This is a genomic window from Paenibacillus sp. EKM212P (assembly GCF_011066115.1).
GTDB classification, from domain to species: domain Bacteria; phylum Bacillota; class Bacilli; order Paenibacillales; family Paenibacillaceae; genus Paenibacillus; species Paenibacillus polymyxa_B.
On record NZ_JAAMNR010000001.1, the window covers coordinates 131,966 to 151,242 of the forward strand.

At 45.8% G+C, this 19,277-nt stretch carries 14 protein-coding genes; 2 read left to right on the forward strand and 12 right to left on the reverse strand.

Going from position 1 to position 19,277, the window contains the following annotated elements; genetic code table 11:
* Positions 1-125: 125 nt before the first annotated feature.
* Genes G9G54_RS00580 through G9G54_RS00600 form a run of 5 tightly spaced genes read right to left on the reverse strand, consistent with a single transcriptional unit; the run spans position 126 to position 6,430 of the window.
* Entirely contained in the window at positions 126-914 is a 789-nt protein-coding gene (locus G9G54_RS00580) for a response regulator transcription factor (RefSeq protein WP_165175511.1), read from the reverse strand.
* Entirely contained in the window at positions 886-2,847 is a 1,962-nt protein-coding gene (locus G9G54_RS00585) for a sensor histidine kinase (protein WP_165175513.1), read from the reverse strand. The genes G9G54_RS00580 and G9G54_RS00585 overlap by 29 nt, the downstream gene beginning before the upstream one ends.
* A gap of 45 nt (positions 2,848-2,892) precedes the next feature.
* Entirely contained in the window at positions 2,893-4,539 is a 1,647-nt protein-coding gene (locus G9G54_RS00590; protein WP_165176681.1) for an extracellular solute-binding protein, read from the reverse strand.
* A 26-nt stretch (positions 4,540-4,565) separates the two neighbouring features.
* Positions 4,566-5,453, reverse strand: a complete 888-nt coding sequence (locus tag G9G54_RS00595; protein ID WP_165175515.1) for a carbohydrate ABC transporter permease — start codon at positions 5,451-5,453, stop codon at positions 4,566-4,568.
* 14 nt (positions 5,454-5,467) lie between these two features.
* Complete coding sequence (locus G9G54_RS00600; protein ID WP_076294854.1) at positions 5,468-6,430, reverse strand: ABC transporter permease; 963 nt, start codon at positions 6,428-6,430, stop codon at positions 5,468-5,470.
* Between the two features lie 253 nt (positions 6,431-6,683).
* Between G9G54_RS00600 and G9G54_RS00605 the strand changes: the two genes are divergently transcribed.
* Positions 6,684-7,574: a hypothetical protein gene (locus tag G9G54_RS00605; RefSeq protein ID WP_165175517.1), complete on the forward strand. Its 891-nt coding sequence runs from the start codon at positions 6,684-6,686 to the stop codon at positions 7,572-7,574.
* Positions 7,575-7,821: 247 nt separating this feature from the next.
* Here G9G54_RS00605 and G9G54_RS00610 read toward each other — a convergent pair whose 3' ends face one another.
* From G9G54_RS00610 to G9G54_RS00625, 4 genes are all read right to left on the reverse strand, one after another.
* On the reverse strand, positions 7,822-8,679 hold the full coding sequence (locus tag G9G54_RS00610; protein WP_165175519.1) for a DNA-binding protein: 858 nt from the start codon (positions 8,677-8,679) through the stop codon (positions 7,822-7,824).
* Positions 8,680-8,861: 182 nt separating this feature from the next.
* Positions 8,862-9,308 carry an acetyltransferase gene (locus tag G9G54_RS00615; protein WP_165175521.1) on the reverse strand — a complete coding sequence of 149 codons (447 nt, stop codon included), beginning with the start codon at positions 9,306-9,308 and terminating at the stop codon, positions 8,862-8,864.
* Between the two features lie 124 nt (positions 9,309-9,432).
* The gene (locus G9G54_RS00620; RefSeq protein ID WP_013310046.1) at positions 9,433-10,932 is read right to left on the reverse strand and encodes a UxaA family hydrolase; all 1,500 of its coding nucleotides are present in this window, start codon (positions 10,930-10,932) and stop codon (positions 9,433-9,435) included.
* 17 nt (positions 10,933-10,949) lie between these two features.
* Positions 10,950-12,443, reverse strand: a complete 1,494-nt coding sequence (locus tag G9G54_RS00625) for a tagaturonate reductase (protein ID WP_165175523.1) — start codon at positions 12,441-12,443, stop codon at positions 10,950-10,952.
* 314 nt (positions 12,444-12,757) lie between these two features.
* Between G9G54_RS00625 and poxB the strand changes: the two genes are divergently transcribed.
* Complete coding sequence (gene poxB, locus G9G54_RS00630) at positions 12,758-14,482, forward strand: ubiquinone-dependent pyruvate dehydrogenase (RefSeq protein ID WP_165175525.1); 1,725 nt, start codon at positions 12,758-12,760, stop codon at positions 14,480-14,482.
* A 99-nt stretch (positions 14,483-14,581) separates the two neighbouring features.
* Here poxB and G9G54_RS00635 read toward each other — a convergent pair whose 3' ends face one another.
* From G9G54_RS00635 to uxaC, 3 genes are all read right to left on the reverse strand, one after another.
* Entirely contained in the window at positions 14,582-15,586 is a 1,005-nt protein-coding gene (locus G9G54_RS00635; RefSeq protein WP_165175527.1) for a LacI family DNA-binding transcriptional regulator, read from the reverse strand.
* Positions 15,587-15,673: 87 nt separating this feature from the next.
* Entirely contained in the window at positions 15,674-17,074 is a 1,401-nt protein-coding gene (locus tag G9G54_RS00640) for an MFS transporter (RefSeq protein WP_165175529.1), read from the reverse strand.
* A gap of 271 nt (positions 17,075-17,345) precedes the next feature.
* Entirely contained in the window at positions 17,346-18,770 is a 1,425-nt protein-coding gene (uxaC, locus tag G9G54_RS00645; protein WP_165175531.1) for a glucuronate isomerase, read from the reverse strand.
* Positions 18,771-19,277 lie beyond the last annotated feature (507 nt).

The following is a 19,277-nucleotide window of genomic DNA, read 5'->3' on the forward strand; positions in this document are numbered from 1 at the left end:
TCCCCTTCCGTTCGGCGATTCGTGTGATTGTATACAAACTCTCTGATCGAAGGCCATGGTTATGCTTACGTTTATTATATCAGGATAAGGGTAAAAAGGCAGGCAAGTTTTCCGCCTCTTTATATCTAATTACCCTTTTGATTCTGCACTCGAAACTGCTGTGGGGTCATCCCCTCCAGCTCACGAAACACTTTGTTAAAATGCTTTGCATTGTCAAAACCCACGTTAGCCGCAATTTCATAAATCTTGCCCCCTTGACACTCCAGCAGCTTTTTGGCTTCTGCAATGCGCAGCCTTTTTACATATTGAACAAAGCTAAGGCCTGTATAGGCTTTGAAAGCCTGACTAAAATACGTATAATTCAAGGATACTGAATTGGATACTACTGCCATATTTAAATCCTCGCTGTAATGAGCATGGATGTATTGGATAGCACGTGTCATGCTACCGTTTCTATCGGGGATGACACTCGCGCCAGCCAGTCTACCTTTCTCTACGCTGACAACACTATCGTCTATGAGGTGGTTCCTCTCCTTCAATTCCTCATTCAAAACTGCCAGCGCACCGAATAGCTCCTCCCTCACAATCGGCTTGAGCAAATACTCCCGTGCCCCGCAGCGAATCGCTTCGCGCGCATACTGAAACTCGTCATATCCACTAAGAATGATCACCAAAGGTCTGCGTCCCGGCTCAAGCTCGCGAATATGCTGCATCAGCATAATGCCATCCATAACAGGCATACGGATATCCGTAATCACCAACTCGGGCCAAAACTGCTTCACATGCTGCCAGGCTTCCCTACCGTCCTTGACCAGTACACATTCATAGAGACCGGAAAATTCCCGTTCGATCATGGCTTGAAGTCCCATTCGAATATTTTTCTCGTCATCCGCAATCAACAGCTTGGTCGTCATGGTCCGCCCCCCTCATCATGTAACGTCTAGGCAAAATTAGGGTCACTGTCGTCGATTGTCCGGGGATGCTGTCCAGTCTTATGCCATACTCTTCGCCATACTGCATACTTAAACGGCGATGCACATTATACAAACCGATTCCCCCATTCATCCCGCGCTCGTGGGAATCCATATCCGTTCGCGCTAGACCAGCCATGATGGCATTTCTTCTTTCTTCAGATATCCCCACTCCGTTATCCTGTATACGCAATTCTATGATATCCTGCTTAGAGCAGGCTTCAATCGTGATGCTGAATGGGCTTTGCAATGTACTCCAACCGTGCTTGATAGCATTTTCGACTACAGGCTGCAGCGACATTTTCAGCATCTCCAGTTCCATAAACGCCGACGATAGATGAATTTCCAATCCAATTTGGTTATCGTGGCGAATGTTCATGATGGCCACATAATGCTGGATATGGCGGATTTCATCCCGCAACGCAACACACGACCCCGACCATTGGAGATTATAACGCATCATCGAGCCAAGGGAAGTAAGGGCATCCGACAGCGGATACTGTCGTTCTATCTCCGCCATCATTTTTAAATTTTCCAATGTATTATAGAGAAAATGGGAATCAATCTGATGCTTGAGCGCTAGCAGTTCAGCCTCCTGAGCAGCGGCCTGCTTGTGTACTGCCTCGGCAATGAGTCCGTTAATCCGACTTAGCAGACTGCGAAAATATAGAGCCAGCTCAGCCACTTCTCCCCGCCCATATACTGGAATTCTAAGCTGAAAGTCACCCTCCTGCTCTACTTTTTTCATGGATTCACGCAGTGTATGTAGCTGCTTGAGAATGAAGGCATGCAGGGTATAAGAAATGACGGACATAAACACAATCAGCATACTAATAATGAGCAGCATGGCATTGCGTTTCTGACGGAGATCACCCAGCGGACCGTCCAACGCCACCACATTTAGCAAATAGGCGTCCAACCCTTCTATATAACGATACATACCGAGATAAGGCTTATTCTCATAGGAAAAATCAAAAGCACCACCCGGTCCCTGAACCTGGGACTGAAACAGATGGTGCACATGGGACAGAGGGATCCAAAGTGAATCTGATTGAGAGGAAGCTGTAGCTATATCGCTAGAAGACATTGGTTTGTCAGCGTTCCTTGCGCTGGAATCGCCGTCCAGAATGAACATTTGCCATGCACGATCACGTTGTGGGATTCCAAATACTCTAGGTGAAAATAGCTCCAACCTCATGTTTGTTTCTACCAACCCTGCGTGTCTTCCTCCGGTAGACTGAATTTCACGCAGCAGTGCCATATACTGCACTGTCTCACTTTCCTGCCGGGATTGCCCCAGAAGTAAGCTTTTCGGCCCCTTGTACATTTCCCACCATATTTTCCCTTGTCGGAGTTGGGCCGTTTTCAGCCAGGAAGCCTTAGGCAATCGTGATTCTTTGAAAATCATCGGCCATATTTCATGCGTCTGGGGATTATTGGTATACAGTCGAATGTTCTCTACATTGGGATTACTGTACAGCAAGTGCTGTAAATTTGGAAACACATTCAAGTTGAATTGGACTAGCTCATCGCTGCTTATTTCACGTTCCTCGGTCAGATAACGAAGCACGTTGCGATCTGAGATCGCAAGCTGTGCGGTCCGCTCCATAATTTCCATATTGCTATGAATATGGGCCAGCTCTGTATCCAACACATACTGATTTTGTACGGTGATGTCGTGCATGGTATTCTCGTACAGTTGGTGAAAGGTATATAGCGAGAATAATACCACCGGAATTAAAATGACTCCGATATACGCGACAATGAGCTTAACTTGAAGGGAGCAACCGCCAAGCCGATCGGCCGTACCCTTCATCCACTGCCATATAGTGCGGCGCAGCAGGCTCTTCATCTGTGAACGTGCACGGCCTGGCATGAAATCACATCCTTAGGGGTTCAATAGATTAAGTCATTGAATTAATCATTTGGTGAACTGTTCAATTTTCTTAAGGTTTTCCTCATAGGCTTTTTGTTGATAGACCATAACTTTGTCATATCCTGCTTTTCTGCGGTCTTCCAAAAAGCGAGCAAACAGCTGGTCGAATTCCTCATCTGAGGAAGCCAGCAGCAGCTTCGGCAATGTCTTGCCCCAAATTTTATCTATCTGGCCTGACGCAATGCCCTCTGCCGAAGTTCCGGTCGGTTTAATATTGTCATATTGGGAGAAGCCTTTCGTCTTGCCTTTCGTCCAATCCTCTGGCTGCTTATCCGGCTCGACGCTGGGCGGCGCCCACTGCAAATTCATATTCGTATCCATCAGCATCCAGAAGGTGAAGGAGGCGCCATATTTTTTATCAAAAGCAGAACGATCCTTGTTCAGCAGCTCCTGTACCTCCGGCTTGAAGGCTGGCTTACCGTTAACCATGTCCCATAGCTTGCCCTGCTCCCCCAGATATAGGTCGCGATTTCCTTCCTCGCTAATCAGATAAGTCAGAAATTCAATAGCCCGCTCCTTGTCCTTGACATCCTTCGAAATAAGCGTCACCGTCCAGCCGGAAATACCCGGCCCGGCCAGCGTCGGCGGGTCCAGCTTACTGTTCGAAGGTCCATCCACCGCGATATAGACGGAGTTCGGGTCCTTCGCATATAACAGTACCTGTTGCGTGGCAAAGTCAGAACGCTGATATAGCATGGCAAAATATCGGCCCTGTGCCACCTTTTCCTCCATTTGCGGACGTTTGTCGATAAATACGTCCTTGGCGATCAGGCCCTGCTCATTTGCTTGACGGAATGTTTTGAGCCAGCGAATATACTCTTCGTCCGAACGACGATCGTATAGCTTGCCGTCCTTTTCATGAGGAATGGCTAGGAAATTGAGTAAATAGTCTTCAAAAGAATAATTTCCGTTATCTGTAAATTCGTGAAATCCTATCGGGATAAGAGGCTGACCGTTCACCTCCGGAAATTTCTCTTTCACTTTTTGAAGCGCTTTCAAAAATCCTTCCGGTGTTCTCATATCCGGCTTGCCGATCGCCTCGTACATGTCCTTCCGAACCATAAACGTCTGGTTGGAAACAAAATTTTGGCCGTATTTTTGATAATCCTGTGGCGAAGAAGAAGCATTAGGATACCCGTATACATTCCCGTCCGTTTGGCGATACCAGGACATTTTCGCCGGATCAGCTATTTTAATCAGATACGGATCGTATTTCTCGGCCAGCTTGTTGAGCGGAAGTACCATCTTGCCCTCAATCATTTTTTTGACCGCGTCCTCTCCCCAACCAAGCGTGACAAAATCAGGCAGCTTGCCGGAGGCCAGCATGGTGTTGAGCTTTTCATTTTCATTTCCTGCGGGTACGATAAAATTGACGCTGACCCCAGTCTTTTGCGTAACATACTTTGAGGTCATATCCGTCCCCCACTTGTTCGGGAACCAAGAAAAGTTCAAATACCAGTCAAACGTAATCGGCTCCATATCCGCCTTCCATCCTGGTACATCTGCCGTAGCCTTGGTCTTCTCGTCCTTCAATTCCGTGACAGTACCGCCTCCACCGGACGTACATGCCGCGAGCAAACCCACCAGCAGAACAGAAGCCAACAGCCCCTTCTGCCATTTGCGAATGTTCATCATAAATCTCCCCCTTGGATGATGTGCTATCCCTTAATCGAGCCGATCATCAGACCCTTGACGAAATATTTTTGCAGAAAAGGATATACCAGTACAATGGGCAGTGTCGTCACAACCATCGTCGCCAGCTTGATCGATTGCGAAGTGACGGACTGGGCAACGACCCCCGGTGCAGCAGCCATCATCTGATTAGAGCTGGATTGGGCAACAACCCGGTACAAATACGTTTGAATCGGCTGAAGATCCGTATTATTAATATAGATCATTCCAGTAAAATAATCGTTCCACTGGTATACCCCATGAAACAACGCAATCGTCGCTACTACCGGCATAGATACAGGAAGCACGATCCGGCAAAAGATGCCGAAATCGTTCGCACCGTCTATTTTCGCCGCCTCTTCCAATGCATCCGGCAGTTCTCGGAAAAAAGCCATAAAAATAATAAGGTCAAAAAAGCTGAACATCGCAGGAATAATGTACACCCAAAAGCTGTCCAGCAGTCCGAGATCACGAATCAGCAAATACGTTGGAATCAATCCCCCACCAAAAAACAGAGTAATGGTGCCAATCAGCATATATAGCTTGCGCCCGATCAGCTCCTTACGGGAATATGCATATGCAATCATAGCGGTAAAAAACACATGAACAATCGTGCCGATAAGCGTCTTGGCAATAGTCACTCCCATCGCAGTCATAATACCGTTGTTAGCAAATACGGCCTGATAGCTGCCCAGACTGAAGACTCTTGGCCACCAGTAAATGCCGCCCCGCATAGCGTCTGCTCCTTCGTTAAAGGAGTTCATCAGCACATACCACACGGGATACAACGTGACAAAACAAATGATCAGCATGAAGACGTTGTTCATGAAATCGAATATCGCTTCGCCTGCTGTTCTGCGTTGCAATAGCTGCATGCAGCCGTCCTCCTTCAAAATAGAGATGTATTATTCACCCGCTTGGTCACCGAATTGGCAATTAGCAGCAAAATGAGAGCAAGAACCGATTTCAGCAAACCCACCGCGGTAGAATACGAGAAACGGCCCTGCTGAATGCCCACCTGATACACATAAATATCAACTACATTACTTGCACTTTCATTCAGCGAGTTACGCAGGACGAGAATTTGATCGAAGTTGGAGTTCAATATGCCGCTAACCGCCAAAATAAACAAAATAGATATTGTCCCCTTGATAGCGGGAAGTGTGACGTACCACATTTTCTGAAACCGTCCGGCCCCGTCAATGGTGGCCGCTTCGTACATGTCTGTAGATACCCCCGCCATGGCTGCCAAATAGATAATAGCTGACCATCCAAGCTCCTTCCAGATATCCGAGCTAACGACGATAGCCCAAAAATAGCTCGGCTCTGCCAAATAACTGATCGGCTGGTCAATCCAACCCCAGGCTAGCAACAGTTGATTAATCATCCCGGTATCTGCCAGCCACGTCGTTAAGATCCCGCCAAGAATGACCCAAGATAAAAAGTGAGGAAGGTACGAAATGGTCTGAATAGATTTTTTGAACCGAGTAGATCGTATTTCATTCAGGAATAGAGCAAATACAATGGGCAACGGGAACCCGATGGCCAGCTTGAGTAGGCTAATGCCCAGTGTATTTTTGACAATGTACCAAAAGTTATCATCCTCCAAAAAGGCCCGAAAATGCTCTAACCCCGCCCAAGGTGCGCTTGATAGGGTACCAATGATGTCAAACTGTTTGAAAGCAATCAAAATGCCGTACATCGGAATGTAATGGAAAATAATCATCCAAACCACCCCAAGCAGCGCCATAGTCTGCAAATGTCTTTGTTGAACCCATTTGCGCGCTAGTGATGCCCCTCTACCCGATCGAACCGGCGGCTGTGGCTGCGGATTCTTCCATCCTGTTCTCATACGAGGACCTCCCTTCTTTGTAATGTAAGCACTTACATTTATTATTTTAGAGGCTTCTGCTTCGAATGAGTAGTACTGGATTTTTTGATTTTGGTATCTAAATTTCAGGTGGGGATCTAACTATACGCACAAGTTTTCTTCCATCCTTTGGATTTTTACATCTATTAATTTACGAAGAAGACTATCAGATGGTACGATAAGACTATATGTAATTCCAATCATTACCTATATACCTAGATCAGGAGGATTAAGAATGGAAGAATTGGTTCGTTCGATTCAGAAACAGGTTCGAATTAAAAAGGTTGCCTGCTGGGCGGGGCTCATCATGTTTGGCCTGTGTACTTTAGTTGGCATTGCAGCTCAGGAATGGCTTATGACGCTCTTGGCGCTCGCGATGACAATTTTATCCGTCTATGGATTAACCATGATGCGTGGTATGACAAAGTTTACTAAGGAGTATCAACCGGGAAAGGGCTACGGTTATTATCGTCGTACGGTACAACAAAAGCTGCGCTATCTAACTTGGGGACAATGGCTAGTAGGCGGCCTTATTGTCCTGATGTTCTTTATATTTAACGTCCGACTTAGCGCTTTTCTCATAGCTATTCTGGGTATCCTAACCATTCAGTTCAGTATCAAAAAACGAATTAAAAATCATCAAGAGCCCGATATCACTGAGCTGGATGAGTTTGTACGAATGGGGATTGTTTCTCCGCATGAGCAGACTATTGGGGTATATAAAGATTTTCTACACCTGAGCCATACGTTTCGGGGTAACCAAATTGTTATCGTTACAGACAAACGCCTGATTTCTGTATTTGTGGAGGAACAGGGGCGTGCGGTGAAAACGGAAATGCTGCTCTCGGGTATAAACAAAATACGCGCAATCGGTACGGGTTTTCAGGGTCAAGGTATATTGCTGTCTGTAAGTAACCGTGACCATAACGAGCTTCACATTCATATGGTCGGGAAAAGCATTTTCTTTTCTCCAGAGCAATTCATAGGCTCCTTGCTACGGGCACTGGATGCAGTGTTAAAAAGCAGATCATACAGTACGGAAGAACCATTCCCGAGCTACCAACAGACAAGAATTTCATTGCACCCATCAGAACAAGGTTTGCTGCATAAACCTACGACAGCTTAAATAATTTTGGGACATGTACCACGTTATATATATGCGTTATGATCGATCTTCATCATACGCCAAATAGCAAGTAAGCCCTGATCTTAATGAGCTTACTTGCTATTGGGTGTACTTCCACATCATATTTTCAAATGAACTGCCTACCTGCTAAAACAACTAATTTTCTACTTTACTTCTGCCCTCTTAATGATTGGCTCCATGATAAAACACCGTGACAAGGTCATGACTTGTAACAAACACTAGCAAGCTAAACAGACTGAGCGACAGAGGGCGTAAAATCAATTTTTTCATCCTTTAACACTCCTTTTAAAATAGTTATATATTGGTCTTGCTGTGTTGCTGTAGCTTGGGATCTGAAAATTTCAAATATAGCGGTACATTTCCTAAACTCATGCTCATGTTCCATACCCAGAGTATCGGACAGCATGAGAGATTGCAGGATATAGCCCAACGCAACCGTAAACTGTTGTTGCTTGATATAATAAAGAGCCAGTTGATAGCAGAAGCGAAAATAATAAGATACATTCACAGGCTCTTCAAAATATTTAAAACCTTCAATTTGTTCGGCAAATGATTTAAGCACAGCCTCTAAAGGATAGTCGTATCTCGACGCTCCCTCAACGATGGAAAGAAGCCCCGGTAACAGCTCTTCCGGATTGTTACGAAGAAATTGGATGTATTCCTGCAACACTTCGGCATGGCCTGTCAAAATATCAAGAGCATACAGATTAGCTATGGCAGCATAGCGGTAATATTCAACCTCTGCTTCCCCATATTGATCGAGACCATTAAACCAGCCCAATTCTGCATATTTTTCAATGCAATCGCGAGCGGCCTCATACTTGCCCTGTTTTTGGAAGGCCATGCCTTTCATGAGATGACTGTAGCCGTAGTAGTAGACTAGCGGCCGTTTGGTATGTATGGGTTGTATAGGTTTCTTGCGCGCTTTGTAGAGCTGTATTTCCTGATACTTTTGGTTGACCTGGCTATACAGCCGATCGCATAAAACAATCATATTGGCACCATCCGCAAATGAAAAAGACAGCTTAATCATGTTAACAAGTGTGTCTAGATCTGTGATGTCGGAGTGAACAAGATCATCCACCGTTCCCGCCTCCTTGTCCGACTTTTTATATTCACCAAACAAAAGTAAGATCTAAATCCTAACTAAAAATAACTTAATTGCGTATTTATTACGTAATTAAGTTATATCATAAAACCAAACATATGACAAGTGCATTATGATAATATATTCCAGTTTTTAAAATAGCGATGAAAGTGGAGCGTTCACTTGTTCAATTCCATGTGAAGCAAAGGAAATGCCCTACCTGATCCATCCAGTGCAGATCGCCCCGTTTGTACAAAGCCGTAATGTCTGTAGAAAGCATACGCTTTCTCGTTCTGCTCATTCACGTCCACTTTGAGATGCTTCCCTTTTATTTTTTCAGCATGCTGGATGAGTCGGCTGCCTATGCCCTGCCCATGCCGTTCAGGGTCCACAAACAGCATCTCTATTTTTAATCCGTCCAGCCCGATAAAACCTGTTGGTTCTTGACTTGTATTCCATTCCATCCAAACTTCAAGTTCTCTTAAAATACCATTGCCTACGATATGATGATAAAATTGAATGTCCTCTTCCGACAAAAATGTGTGCGTCCGGCGTACAGCCCGCTGCCAAATATCAACGAGTTGATCATGATTTTCTTCCCGATAAGCAATAATTTCATTTTGCACGGTACTTCCCCCTTATTTAAATATCGATATTGCATGTTTTGCAGTAAGTCTAACATGCCTATTTAGAAGCATACAAACTCAAAAAGGGAAGCGGAATAATTCCGCCTCCCTTACACTACAGCCTTTACAACGTAACACCGTTTTTAAAAATAGCGAGCTCTCTGAAATTGTTTTTCTCGTTGTTCACCCAGGTTCCGCTGGCTACATCGACAATGTAATCGACAAAGTTGCGGAGCGCATCTTCCATACTGACATCCTCCACCAATGAACCAGCGTTATAGTCGATCCAATGAGGTTTTGCCTTATACAACGGCGAGTTGGTTGAGACCTTCATCGTAGGAACAAAGGAGCCAAACGGCGTACCGCGTCCGGTTGTGAAAATGACGAGCTGGCAGCCCGCTGCGGCGAGAGCTGAAGATGCCACTAGATCGTTGCCCGGCGCGCTGAGCAGGTTGAGTCCCTTGGTCTTGAGGCGTTCCCCGTACTGAATGACATCAGTAACCGTGGAAGACCCGGATTTTTGCGTACAGCCCAGTGATTTATCCTCCAGTGTCGTGATGCCCCCTGCTTTATTGCCCGGTGACGGATTTTCGTATACTGGCTGCTTGTAATCCAGAAAATATTGTTTGAAATCGTTAATCAGATGTACGATTTTATTAAATACTTGCTCATCGGCAGCACGCTCCATTAAAATCGTCTCCGCCCCGAACATTTCAGGTACTTCTGTCAATACCGTTGTTCCACCCTGCGCGGCCATATAATCCGACAATCGTCCGAGTAGTGGGTTGGCAGTAATACCCGATAAACCATCAGATCCACCGCATTTCAAGCCGATGTTCAACTCAGACAATGGTACAGGTTCCCGCCGATCTTCTTGCACGGCCGCAAAAATTTCATGAAGCAACCTTACCCCTTCCTCTACTTCATCCGACACATCCTGGGAAAGCAAAAACTTTACCCGCTCCGAATCATATTCCCCGATGGCTTCCTTAAATTCTTTCATCTCATTGTTCTCACAGCCCAAGCCCAGTACAAGTACGCCACCTGCGTTCGCATGCTTCACAGCATCGATCAAAATCGTGCGCGTATGTGCATGATCGTCACCCAACTGAGAACAACCATAGTTATGCTTGAGCACAAGTGCATTTTCAAAAGGTGAAATATCTCCCGCTTCCTGCTTGAAACGGTTTAAAATAAGTTCAGCGATCCCGTTCACACAGCCGACCGTCGGCACAATCCACAACTCATTGCGAATCCCCACACGACCGTCCTTTCGCCGAAAACCTTGAAACGTACGGCTCTCCTGTTCATATAAATGAGGAGCTGGCTTAGGCTTATAAGTGTACTCCTCCACGCCTGTCAGGTTCGTCTTCGTATTATGCGTATGCACATGCTGACCTGCCTGAATGGGCTGAATGGCATGACCGATGGGATATCCGTATTTCAGAACATGCCCACCTTCAGCTATATCCTGCAAGGCGATTTTATGCCCACGTGCTACATCCTCGGCAAGCTCCACCCGTTGTTCTTCTTGTGCTCCCCACGCCAGTGTCTCTCCCTGCTTGTAATCACGCAAGGCGACAGCCACGTTATCTTGATCATGAATTTGAATGAATTCCAGCATTCCGGTCTCCTCCTTGCTTATGCTCTGGGCACGCTGTTCTCGGTTAGAGAATCGAGCGTCTCCTTCATTCCTCTGCTTGTAATTTCATACACGTGCTGTGCCGTTTGTTCAGCCAGCCCTTCGATCTGGTTCAAGTCTTGACCCCACCATGTCTGCCGGCCAAGTACCAGCGCAGTCAATTGCTTCGCCCCGGCGAGAGTACCGTCATATCGACTCCACAGTTCACCAAACGTACCCAACACTTCAGCTTCGTCTGCCAACACAATCGACTCGCCATTTCTGTCACCCCGGTAAAATACGAGCAAGGACGCCAGTGAAAATACGATTTTGACAGGCAGCGCCTTACGTTGTGCCACATACTGGAGCAAAGATGGCAAATTCCGTGTCTTGAACTTAGACACCGAATTCAACGCAATACTCATGACATAATGACTTACATATGGATTACGGAATCGTTCAATAACATCGTCGGCATATACATTCAATTCCGCCTCTGGCGAGTCCAACGTCGGAATAATTTCTTCTCGAATCAGCGACTGGATAAAGTTTCCCATAATATCATGCTCGACCGCCTGCCCCACCGTGTCCAGGCCATATAAATAAGCTACAGGTGTAAGCGCCGTATGTGCTCCATTCAAAATGCGTACTTTCCGTGTACGGTATGGCGCCATATCGTCGACAATTAGTACATTCAATCCGGCCAAATGAGCAGGTAATTCTTCTTTAAGCCACTGTGGCCCTTCAATAACCCATAAATGATACTGTTCGCCCACAACAACCAAATTGTCCTTGTAACCCAATTCTGCTTGAATTTCATGAATCCGGTCTTTTGGATAACCAGGTACAATCCGATCGACCAAACTGTTGCAGAACGTATTCGATTCCTCCAACCATGCAATAAACTCAGCCCCAAGCTTCCATTGGTCCGCATATTTCAGTACGATTTCCTTGAGAGCGTCTCCATTACGGTCGATGAGCTCGCACGGAATGATCACCAGTCCCTTGCTCTGATCGCCCCCGAAGAATTGAAAGCGCTTGTACAGAAAGGCGGCCAATTTGCCTGGAAAGCTCTTTTGCGGACGATCTTCTAGCTGATCCTCTGGGGCATAAGCAATTCCCGCTTCCGTCGTGTTCGACACGACAAAACGCAGCTCCGGCTTTTGGGATAATGCTTCATACTCCAAAAAGTCCGAACCGTACGGATTAATCCCACGAGTGACGCACTCCACAACGGTATGCTCCTTCATGGCCTTCCCATCCTTAATCCCTTCGAGAATAACCGTATACAGGCCCTCCTGCTCGTTAAGCTTCTCCACGAGGCCTCCTGGCTGCGGTTGTACAATCACAACTCCCGTATTCCATTCTGCCAGCTTATTCATTTTGTCAAATTGCCAGTCTACAAAAGCACGCAGGAAGTTCCCTTCCCCGAATTGCAGCACCCTCTCGGGATGTGGTTCAGTAACGATAAAGCTTTTTCTGTTTAATTGGTCTAATTCATCTACTTGTTTCATCCGGAGTAACCTCCCACAATTACCATAATGATTTCATCATTATTTTATCACAATGCACACGTTAACAAAATAGTTTTATCAACATTTTTAGTTTAAAAAAATAATAATGACAATAATATGAACACGTTAACATATGCGTTTATATAAAAATCTGCAAGGATATCGCCCTTTTTCTGTTGTTTCGCATCTGATCCAAGACGGTTAAGGCTAACTATCACCCTATCCCGAGACCTTGTTCTTATATACATTTCAGGAGAATAGACGCAAGAAAGCACGGGCAGGATAACACTACCTACTAGGCAGGAGGAACATCTATGAAGACAATCGCAGATACTATTGTACAAGTTTTGGTCAATGCAGGGGTCAAGCGGATTTATGGCATTGTTGGAGATTCTCTAAATAATATGGTTGATTCCATTCGCAGCAATGGTCAAATCGAATGGATTCATGTAAGGCACGAAGAAGTGGCTGCCTTTGCAGCCGGAGCGGATGCTGACCTTAGTGGCAGCATTGCTGTATGTGCTGGAAGCAGTGGTCCCGGAAATTTACATCTGATTAATGGTTTATATGATTGCCACCGCAATCGGGTGCCTGTACTGGCTATTGCCGCTCATATTCCAAGCGACGAAATCGGAAGTGAATATTTTCAAGCTACACATCCTGAGCATCTTTTCGGAGAATGCAGTCACTTTTGTGAGGTTATTACGACACCGCGTCAAATTCCCAGAACGGTGACGATGGCCATTCAACAGGCAATTTCACGTTCAGGTGTATCCGTCATTGTTCTTCCCGGTGATGTAGCAGCTTTGGAGGCGGAAAAGGTACCCGTCCCTGAACATGTCTACCATCCCACTGCACCTGTAGTACACCCGTCAGCTTCCGAAATTTCCCGACTGGCCGAATATTTGAATAAAGGCAAACGAATTACGTTACTATGCGGCGCCGGCTGTGCACAATCTCACGACTTGCTCATGCAGCTATGTGACAAGCTAAAGTCCCCCATGGTATCCGCTCTGCGAGGCAAGGAATATCTGGAGTATGACAACCCTTATTATGCTGGATTGACGGGACTGATCGGGTATTCTTCCGGGTACCATGCGATGATGGATTGTGACGTCCTGCTTATGCTCGGAACAGACTTCCCTTACAGACAGTTTTACCCTGAAGATGCGATTGTCCTACAGGTAGATATAGAGCCAGCCCATCTCGGCAGACGTACTCCGTTGACGTATGGTTTATGCGGAGATGTAAAAGCCACATTGGAAATGCTGCTACCGCATTTAACGTCAGAGCATGATTCCAAGCATCTAGAGAAAACCGTCTCCCACTATACCAAGGTACGCCAGGAGTTGGATGACCTTGCCGTCGGTAAACCAGGTCATACGCCGATCCATCCGCAATATCTCGCCAAGGTCATCAGTGACGCCGCGCAGGAAAATGCTATTTTCACCTGTGATGTCGGTACTCCCACTGTATGGGCGGCGCGTTATTTGCAGATGAACGGACAGCGTCGGCTTCTCGGCTCGTTCAACCACGGCACGATGGCAAATGCCCTGCCGCAGGCGATCGGAGCGCAGGCCACTGAGCCTGACCGACAAGTGATTGCCCTCTCAGGCGATGGCGGACTCACGATGCTGATGGGCGACCTGCTCACCCTGAAGCAGCATCAGCTGCCTATTAAAGTCATTGTTTTCAATAATGGCGCTCTCGGTTTTGTCGAGCTGGAAATGAAAGCGGCCGGATTCCTGGAAAACGGCACTGAACTGGTGAATCCTGATTTTGGTGCTGTAGCGCAAGCCATGGGACTCAAGGGCATCCGGGTTGAAGATCCGACCATGCTGGAGGATGCCATTCAGCAAGCTTTGGCTCATGACGGTCCTGTTGTGGTAGATGTGGTGGTGAACCGTCAGGAGCTATCTATGCCACCCAAAATTAATCTTAAACAAGCACAAGGCTTTACACTATGGATGATGAAAGCGATGCTGAACGGACGCGGTGACGAGATTGTAGAACTGGCTAAAACCAATCTCTTTCGTTAAATACAGACGAAGCAGAACGCATTTCAACCTAAAATGGGCAGAAACCATATATCTAGCATGGTTTCTGCCCATTTGTCCTGTCTGTTAATCAAACAAAACTCAGCGTGGTCTGTCTGTCGTTGATTTCCGCTTCATGAGCGCGGTCTCCATAAATATAAGCTCGCCCTCATTGGACGGTGACTGGATTCGTTCCAGAATGCAAGCGGCTCCGCGCTCACTTATCTGCTCAATCGGTCTTTTGACCGTCGTTAACGGCGGGGTCGTATACATCGAGAAACCGATATCGTCAAAGCCAATGACAGAGATATCGTCCGGTACCTTCAAGCCGTTTTCGAATACCGCATTCATTGCCCCAATAGCCATATCATCATTAGAGCAAAATACCGCTGTCGGTGGCTCCTGCAAGGAAAGCAGTTGCTTCATTGCTTGGCTTCCGCTTTCAGTATCATAATGACCTTGCACGATATATTCATGTCGAATCGGGTTACCACTATCAATCAACGCATTCATAAAACCCTCGCGGCGTTGCTGGGTAGACTTGAAGCCTTCTACCCCTTCGATGATCGCAATGCGTTCATGCCCACTTTCAACGAGAAAGGAGACTGCTTCATAGGACCCTTCCTTATCATTAGAAATCACATTTACAATCCCCGCCCCGGACACCTGCCGATTCAGTACAACAAGCGGAATACCTTGACCGAGCACATGATAAATAAAAGGGTTGTCCGCCTCGCTCTGGCTCATCAGAATGATACCATCGAAACGCTTGCGGTGAATGGCCGAAAAATCGGCGTAATCGTCAATCCCTCGCACAAACAGATTGTAATCCACCCCGATGACATGATTAACTCCACGGATGGTATCCGCAAAAAAACTGGAGCTGGTGCCTTCTGAAATACTGGTGAAAAACAGGCCAATCGTATGCGAGCGCTGGAGAACCAGGCTTTTGGCATTAAAATTTGGAATGTAATTGAGTTGCTCTGCCAACTCCATAATTTTGCGTTTCGTATCTTCTTTAATCAGCGGGCTATTATTGAGCGCCCGGGAGACGGTTGTATGGGAAACATTAGCCAATTTGGCAATGTCTTTAATGGTAGCTGCCATATACGTATCCTTTCCTTAGTGAGGCTCTAAAAAAATTATATACCCACCATACCACAGGAGCCGCCCGGAAAAGAAGACTTTCACAAATTATACGCGGTTATCCGCATGTCGACGCTGTAACTCTTGAACCATTTCTGCATGTCTGCTGTCCGTCAGCTTATACATTTTACCGATGACCAGCATGGCCAAAGCCAGGGCAACAGCCGGGTAAAGACAAAGCAAGGCTTTGATTCCAAGCAGCGTTCCAGAGGATTGAACCACATTCGGAACATACCCGATGAGCGCTAGTCCAATACCCGATAGAAAGCCGGACAAGGATTGAGCCAATTTACGTGAAAAGTTAAATAGTGAGTAAGTAATCCCTTCCTTACGCTCCCCGGATGACCATTCGCCATAGTCAATGATATCGGACACGAAGGCCCAGGTAACCCCATTAGGAATACTAATACCGATGAACGAAATACTAGCCAAGATCGTGAAAATGTATACATTTGAAGGCATAAAAAAGTTAATGGAGTCGGCAATGACACTAACCAGCATCCCCAGTATGGCTGTTTTACGTTTACCGAAGCGCCGTACCAGCTTGGGCAGGAATAACACACCCAGCAGCGAAGAACCGATAATAATAAAATTCATATAAGCCATTAATTCTACATGCCCCAAATTATATTCGGCAAAATAGATCAGCAATGCGGACTTAATATTGTATGCGGATATGGTGAAAATCGTCATCAAAACGAGTACCAGTAAAGGCTTGTTATTCGTAAAGGTATGCACGATAACGCCTATAGATAGCTTCTCTTTTGGTCCGGACTGGCTAACAATACGTTCTTTCGTTCCTCGGTAACATATGATGAAAGCGATCACACCAATGAGTGACATAATCCCCATCACAACCGGATAGCCAACATGATGGTTAGGAAACAGTAAAATAAGCGGCATGACAACGACACTGGTGACGAATAATGCGCCCAGCGAGCCCGCCTGACGGAAGGATGACAATGAGGCACGCTGATGAGTATCCTGCGTAATGGCGGCACCCAGCGAGCCGTATGGAATGTTTACAATAGAGTAGCCGATTCCCCAGATCATATAGGACGCGTAAGCGTAAATGAGTTTTCCAGTGGGCGAAATATTCGGCGAAATAAAGGTAAGAATCGTAAGAATTGCAAGGATAACGCTTCCAACGATAAGAAAAGGTCTAAATTTTCCACGGGTACCGATATGTTTGCGATAATCAACAAAGGACCCAACAATGGGATCACAGACGGCGGCAAACAGCTTGCTGACCAAGAAAATGCCTGCGGCGGCTCCTGCAGAAACCCCTGCTACATCTGTAAAAAATTTCAGCAAATACAACTGCCCCAAATCAAACATGAATCCGTTTCCAAAGTCACCCATACCATATGAAATCTTTTCTTTCAGGCTAATATGCTCGCCTGTCTTGTTGTCAGTTTGGACGCTCTCCTGCACGATAGGCACTCCCATACCTACACACCCCTCTATGTTTGTAATTATTTTCACATAATTAGTTCAGGATTTTGCAAAATTCGATTCCAGTCGCTCCGAAGTGCAATATATAGACGAACTAAACCATTTCGATCTATATCTTGTTCATTGGAAGTCGCTTATGAGATTTTTGCAAAATCCTCAGTTGATAACTATTTTGTTTTCAATTGCTCTTACCGGGAGTTTTGAAACAAGCTCCTGGCAAGAGCTCTTTTTATGAAGTTAGTGAGTTTTCACCTAGGCAATAACTTCACTTACTATGAACAACCGTTGGGAAATTAAAATATTGCTCGGCGTTATTGTAGCAAATATTTTGTACCATTGCTCCGAGCAGTTCCAAATCCGCAGGCGCCTTACCCTCCTGAACCCACGTTCCAATTAAGTCACACAGTATACGGCGGAAATATTCATGGCGTGTGTAGGACAGGAAGCTGCGGGAATCCGTCAGCATACCAATAAAGCGGGACAGCACCCCGTAGTTAGCCAGCAACTTCATCTGCTCCTGCATACCTTCGATGTGGTCGTTATACCACCATGCCGTGCCAAACTGGATTTTCCCTACAGTTCCACCGGATTGGAAGCAGCCCGCGAGACTTGCCAGTACTGGATAATCAACCGAATTAAGCGAATACAAAATCGTTCTCGGTAATCCTCCTGCCATCTCCTGTGCGTCCAGCAATGCCGCCAATGGACGAGCGATCGAGCCATCATTTACGGCATCGTAACCTGTATCCGGTCCCAAATGACGGAACATAGCCGTGTTGTTGTTACGCAGCGCGTGAATGTGGTATTGCATAGCCCAGCCATGTTCTGCATACTGTTTGCCAAGAAAAACCAAAACGTACGATTTATATTTCGCCTCCTCTAAAGGAGTCACATGGCCTTCCTCCAGCCCCTTGCTGAATATGGCTGCTGCTTCCTCCAGTGTCGTTTCTTCATAGACAACAGTATCGAGCGCATGATCAGATACCCGACCTCCGGCAGCATGGAAATGGCGCACCCGGCTTGCCAGCGCATTCAAAAACCCTTCCAGTCCAGAAACATCCAGTCCACTGACTTCACCCAACCGAGTCACCCAAGGCTGGAAAGTTTCGCGATTAATTTCCAAAGCTTTGTCGGGGCGGAAGCTTGGCAGCACTGCCACTGGGAAATCGTTCAGCTTGCTGATTTGTTTGTGGTATTCGAGATGGTCCGTCGGATCATCCGTGGTGCACACCACAGTTACCTTCGAGTTCACAATCAGATCTCGTGCGCCAAAGCCCTTTCCCTGCAGCTTTTGGTTTACCTTTTCCCAGATTACAGGTGCGCTCTGTTCATTCAGCAGCTCATAGACACCAAAAAAGCGTTGAAGCTCCAAATGCGTCCAATGGTACAGCGGATTGCCGATTAGTGTAGGTACGGTTTTGGCCCAAGCCAAAAACTTGTCATAATCTTCACCATCACCCGTGATCAAACGCTCCTCGACCCCATTGGCCCGCATAAGTCTCCACTTGTAATGATCTCCGTACAACCAGGCTTCCGTAATATTCTTGAACTTTTTATTTTCATAAATTTCTTGTGGACTTAAATGGCAATGATAGTCAATAATCGGCATATCCTTGGCATACTGATGATATAAGGTTTCAGCCGTTGGATTGCTCAACAAAAAGTTTTCGTCTAAAAACGTTTTGGTCATTACTTTCTCATCCCTTCTGTAATCGTGTTTCCTAACAATTTGTTAACGTTAACAAAAATGTTCGAGATACTACTTGCCTTTTAACAATTACATTCCTCATAGCAGTAGGAAATCCATATGATTTGCACAGGACAATACAACTATAATATAATACCTGTACATCATGTCATACTGGTTTGCTTCACCTTAAATTTAATGTTTACGTTAACAACAATTACATTGTAACCGCTATCCTTTGTAGAGGAAAGTGATTTTTATCATGTGAGCGGATAAAAATGATCTGCCTCCATTTGGGACAGATCTGTTCTATACCTTCTCGATGACCGACACCACAAGAAAATTCCACAATTTTAATTTTCCTTGATAGATCAAACTTTGAAAACGTTTTATATATTTTTCTCTTTTTTTCTGAAAATTTCTTTCTTGAAAATACCAGTTATTGTATTATAATTGCAATATACATCCATTGATTTACATTAAAAGTATTTCATTAGTTATTTCACAGAG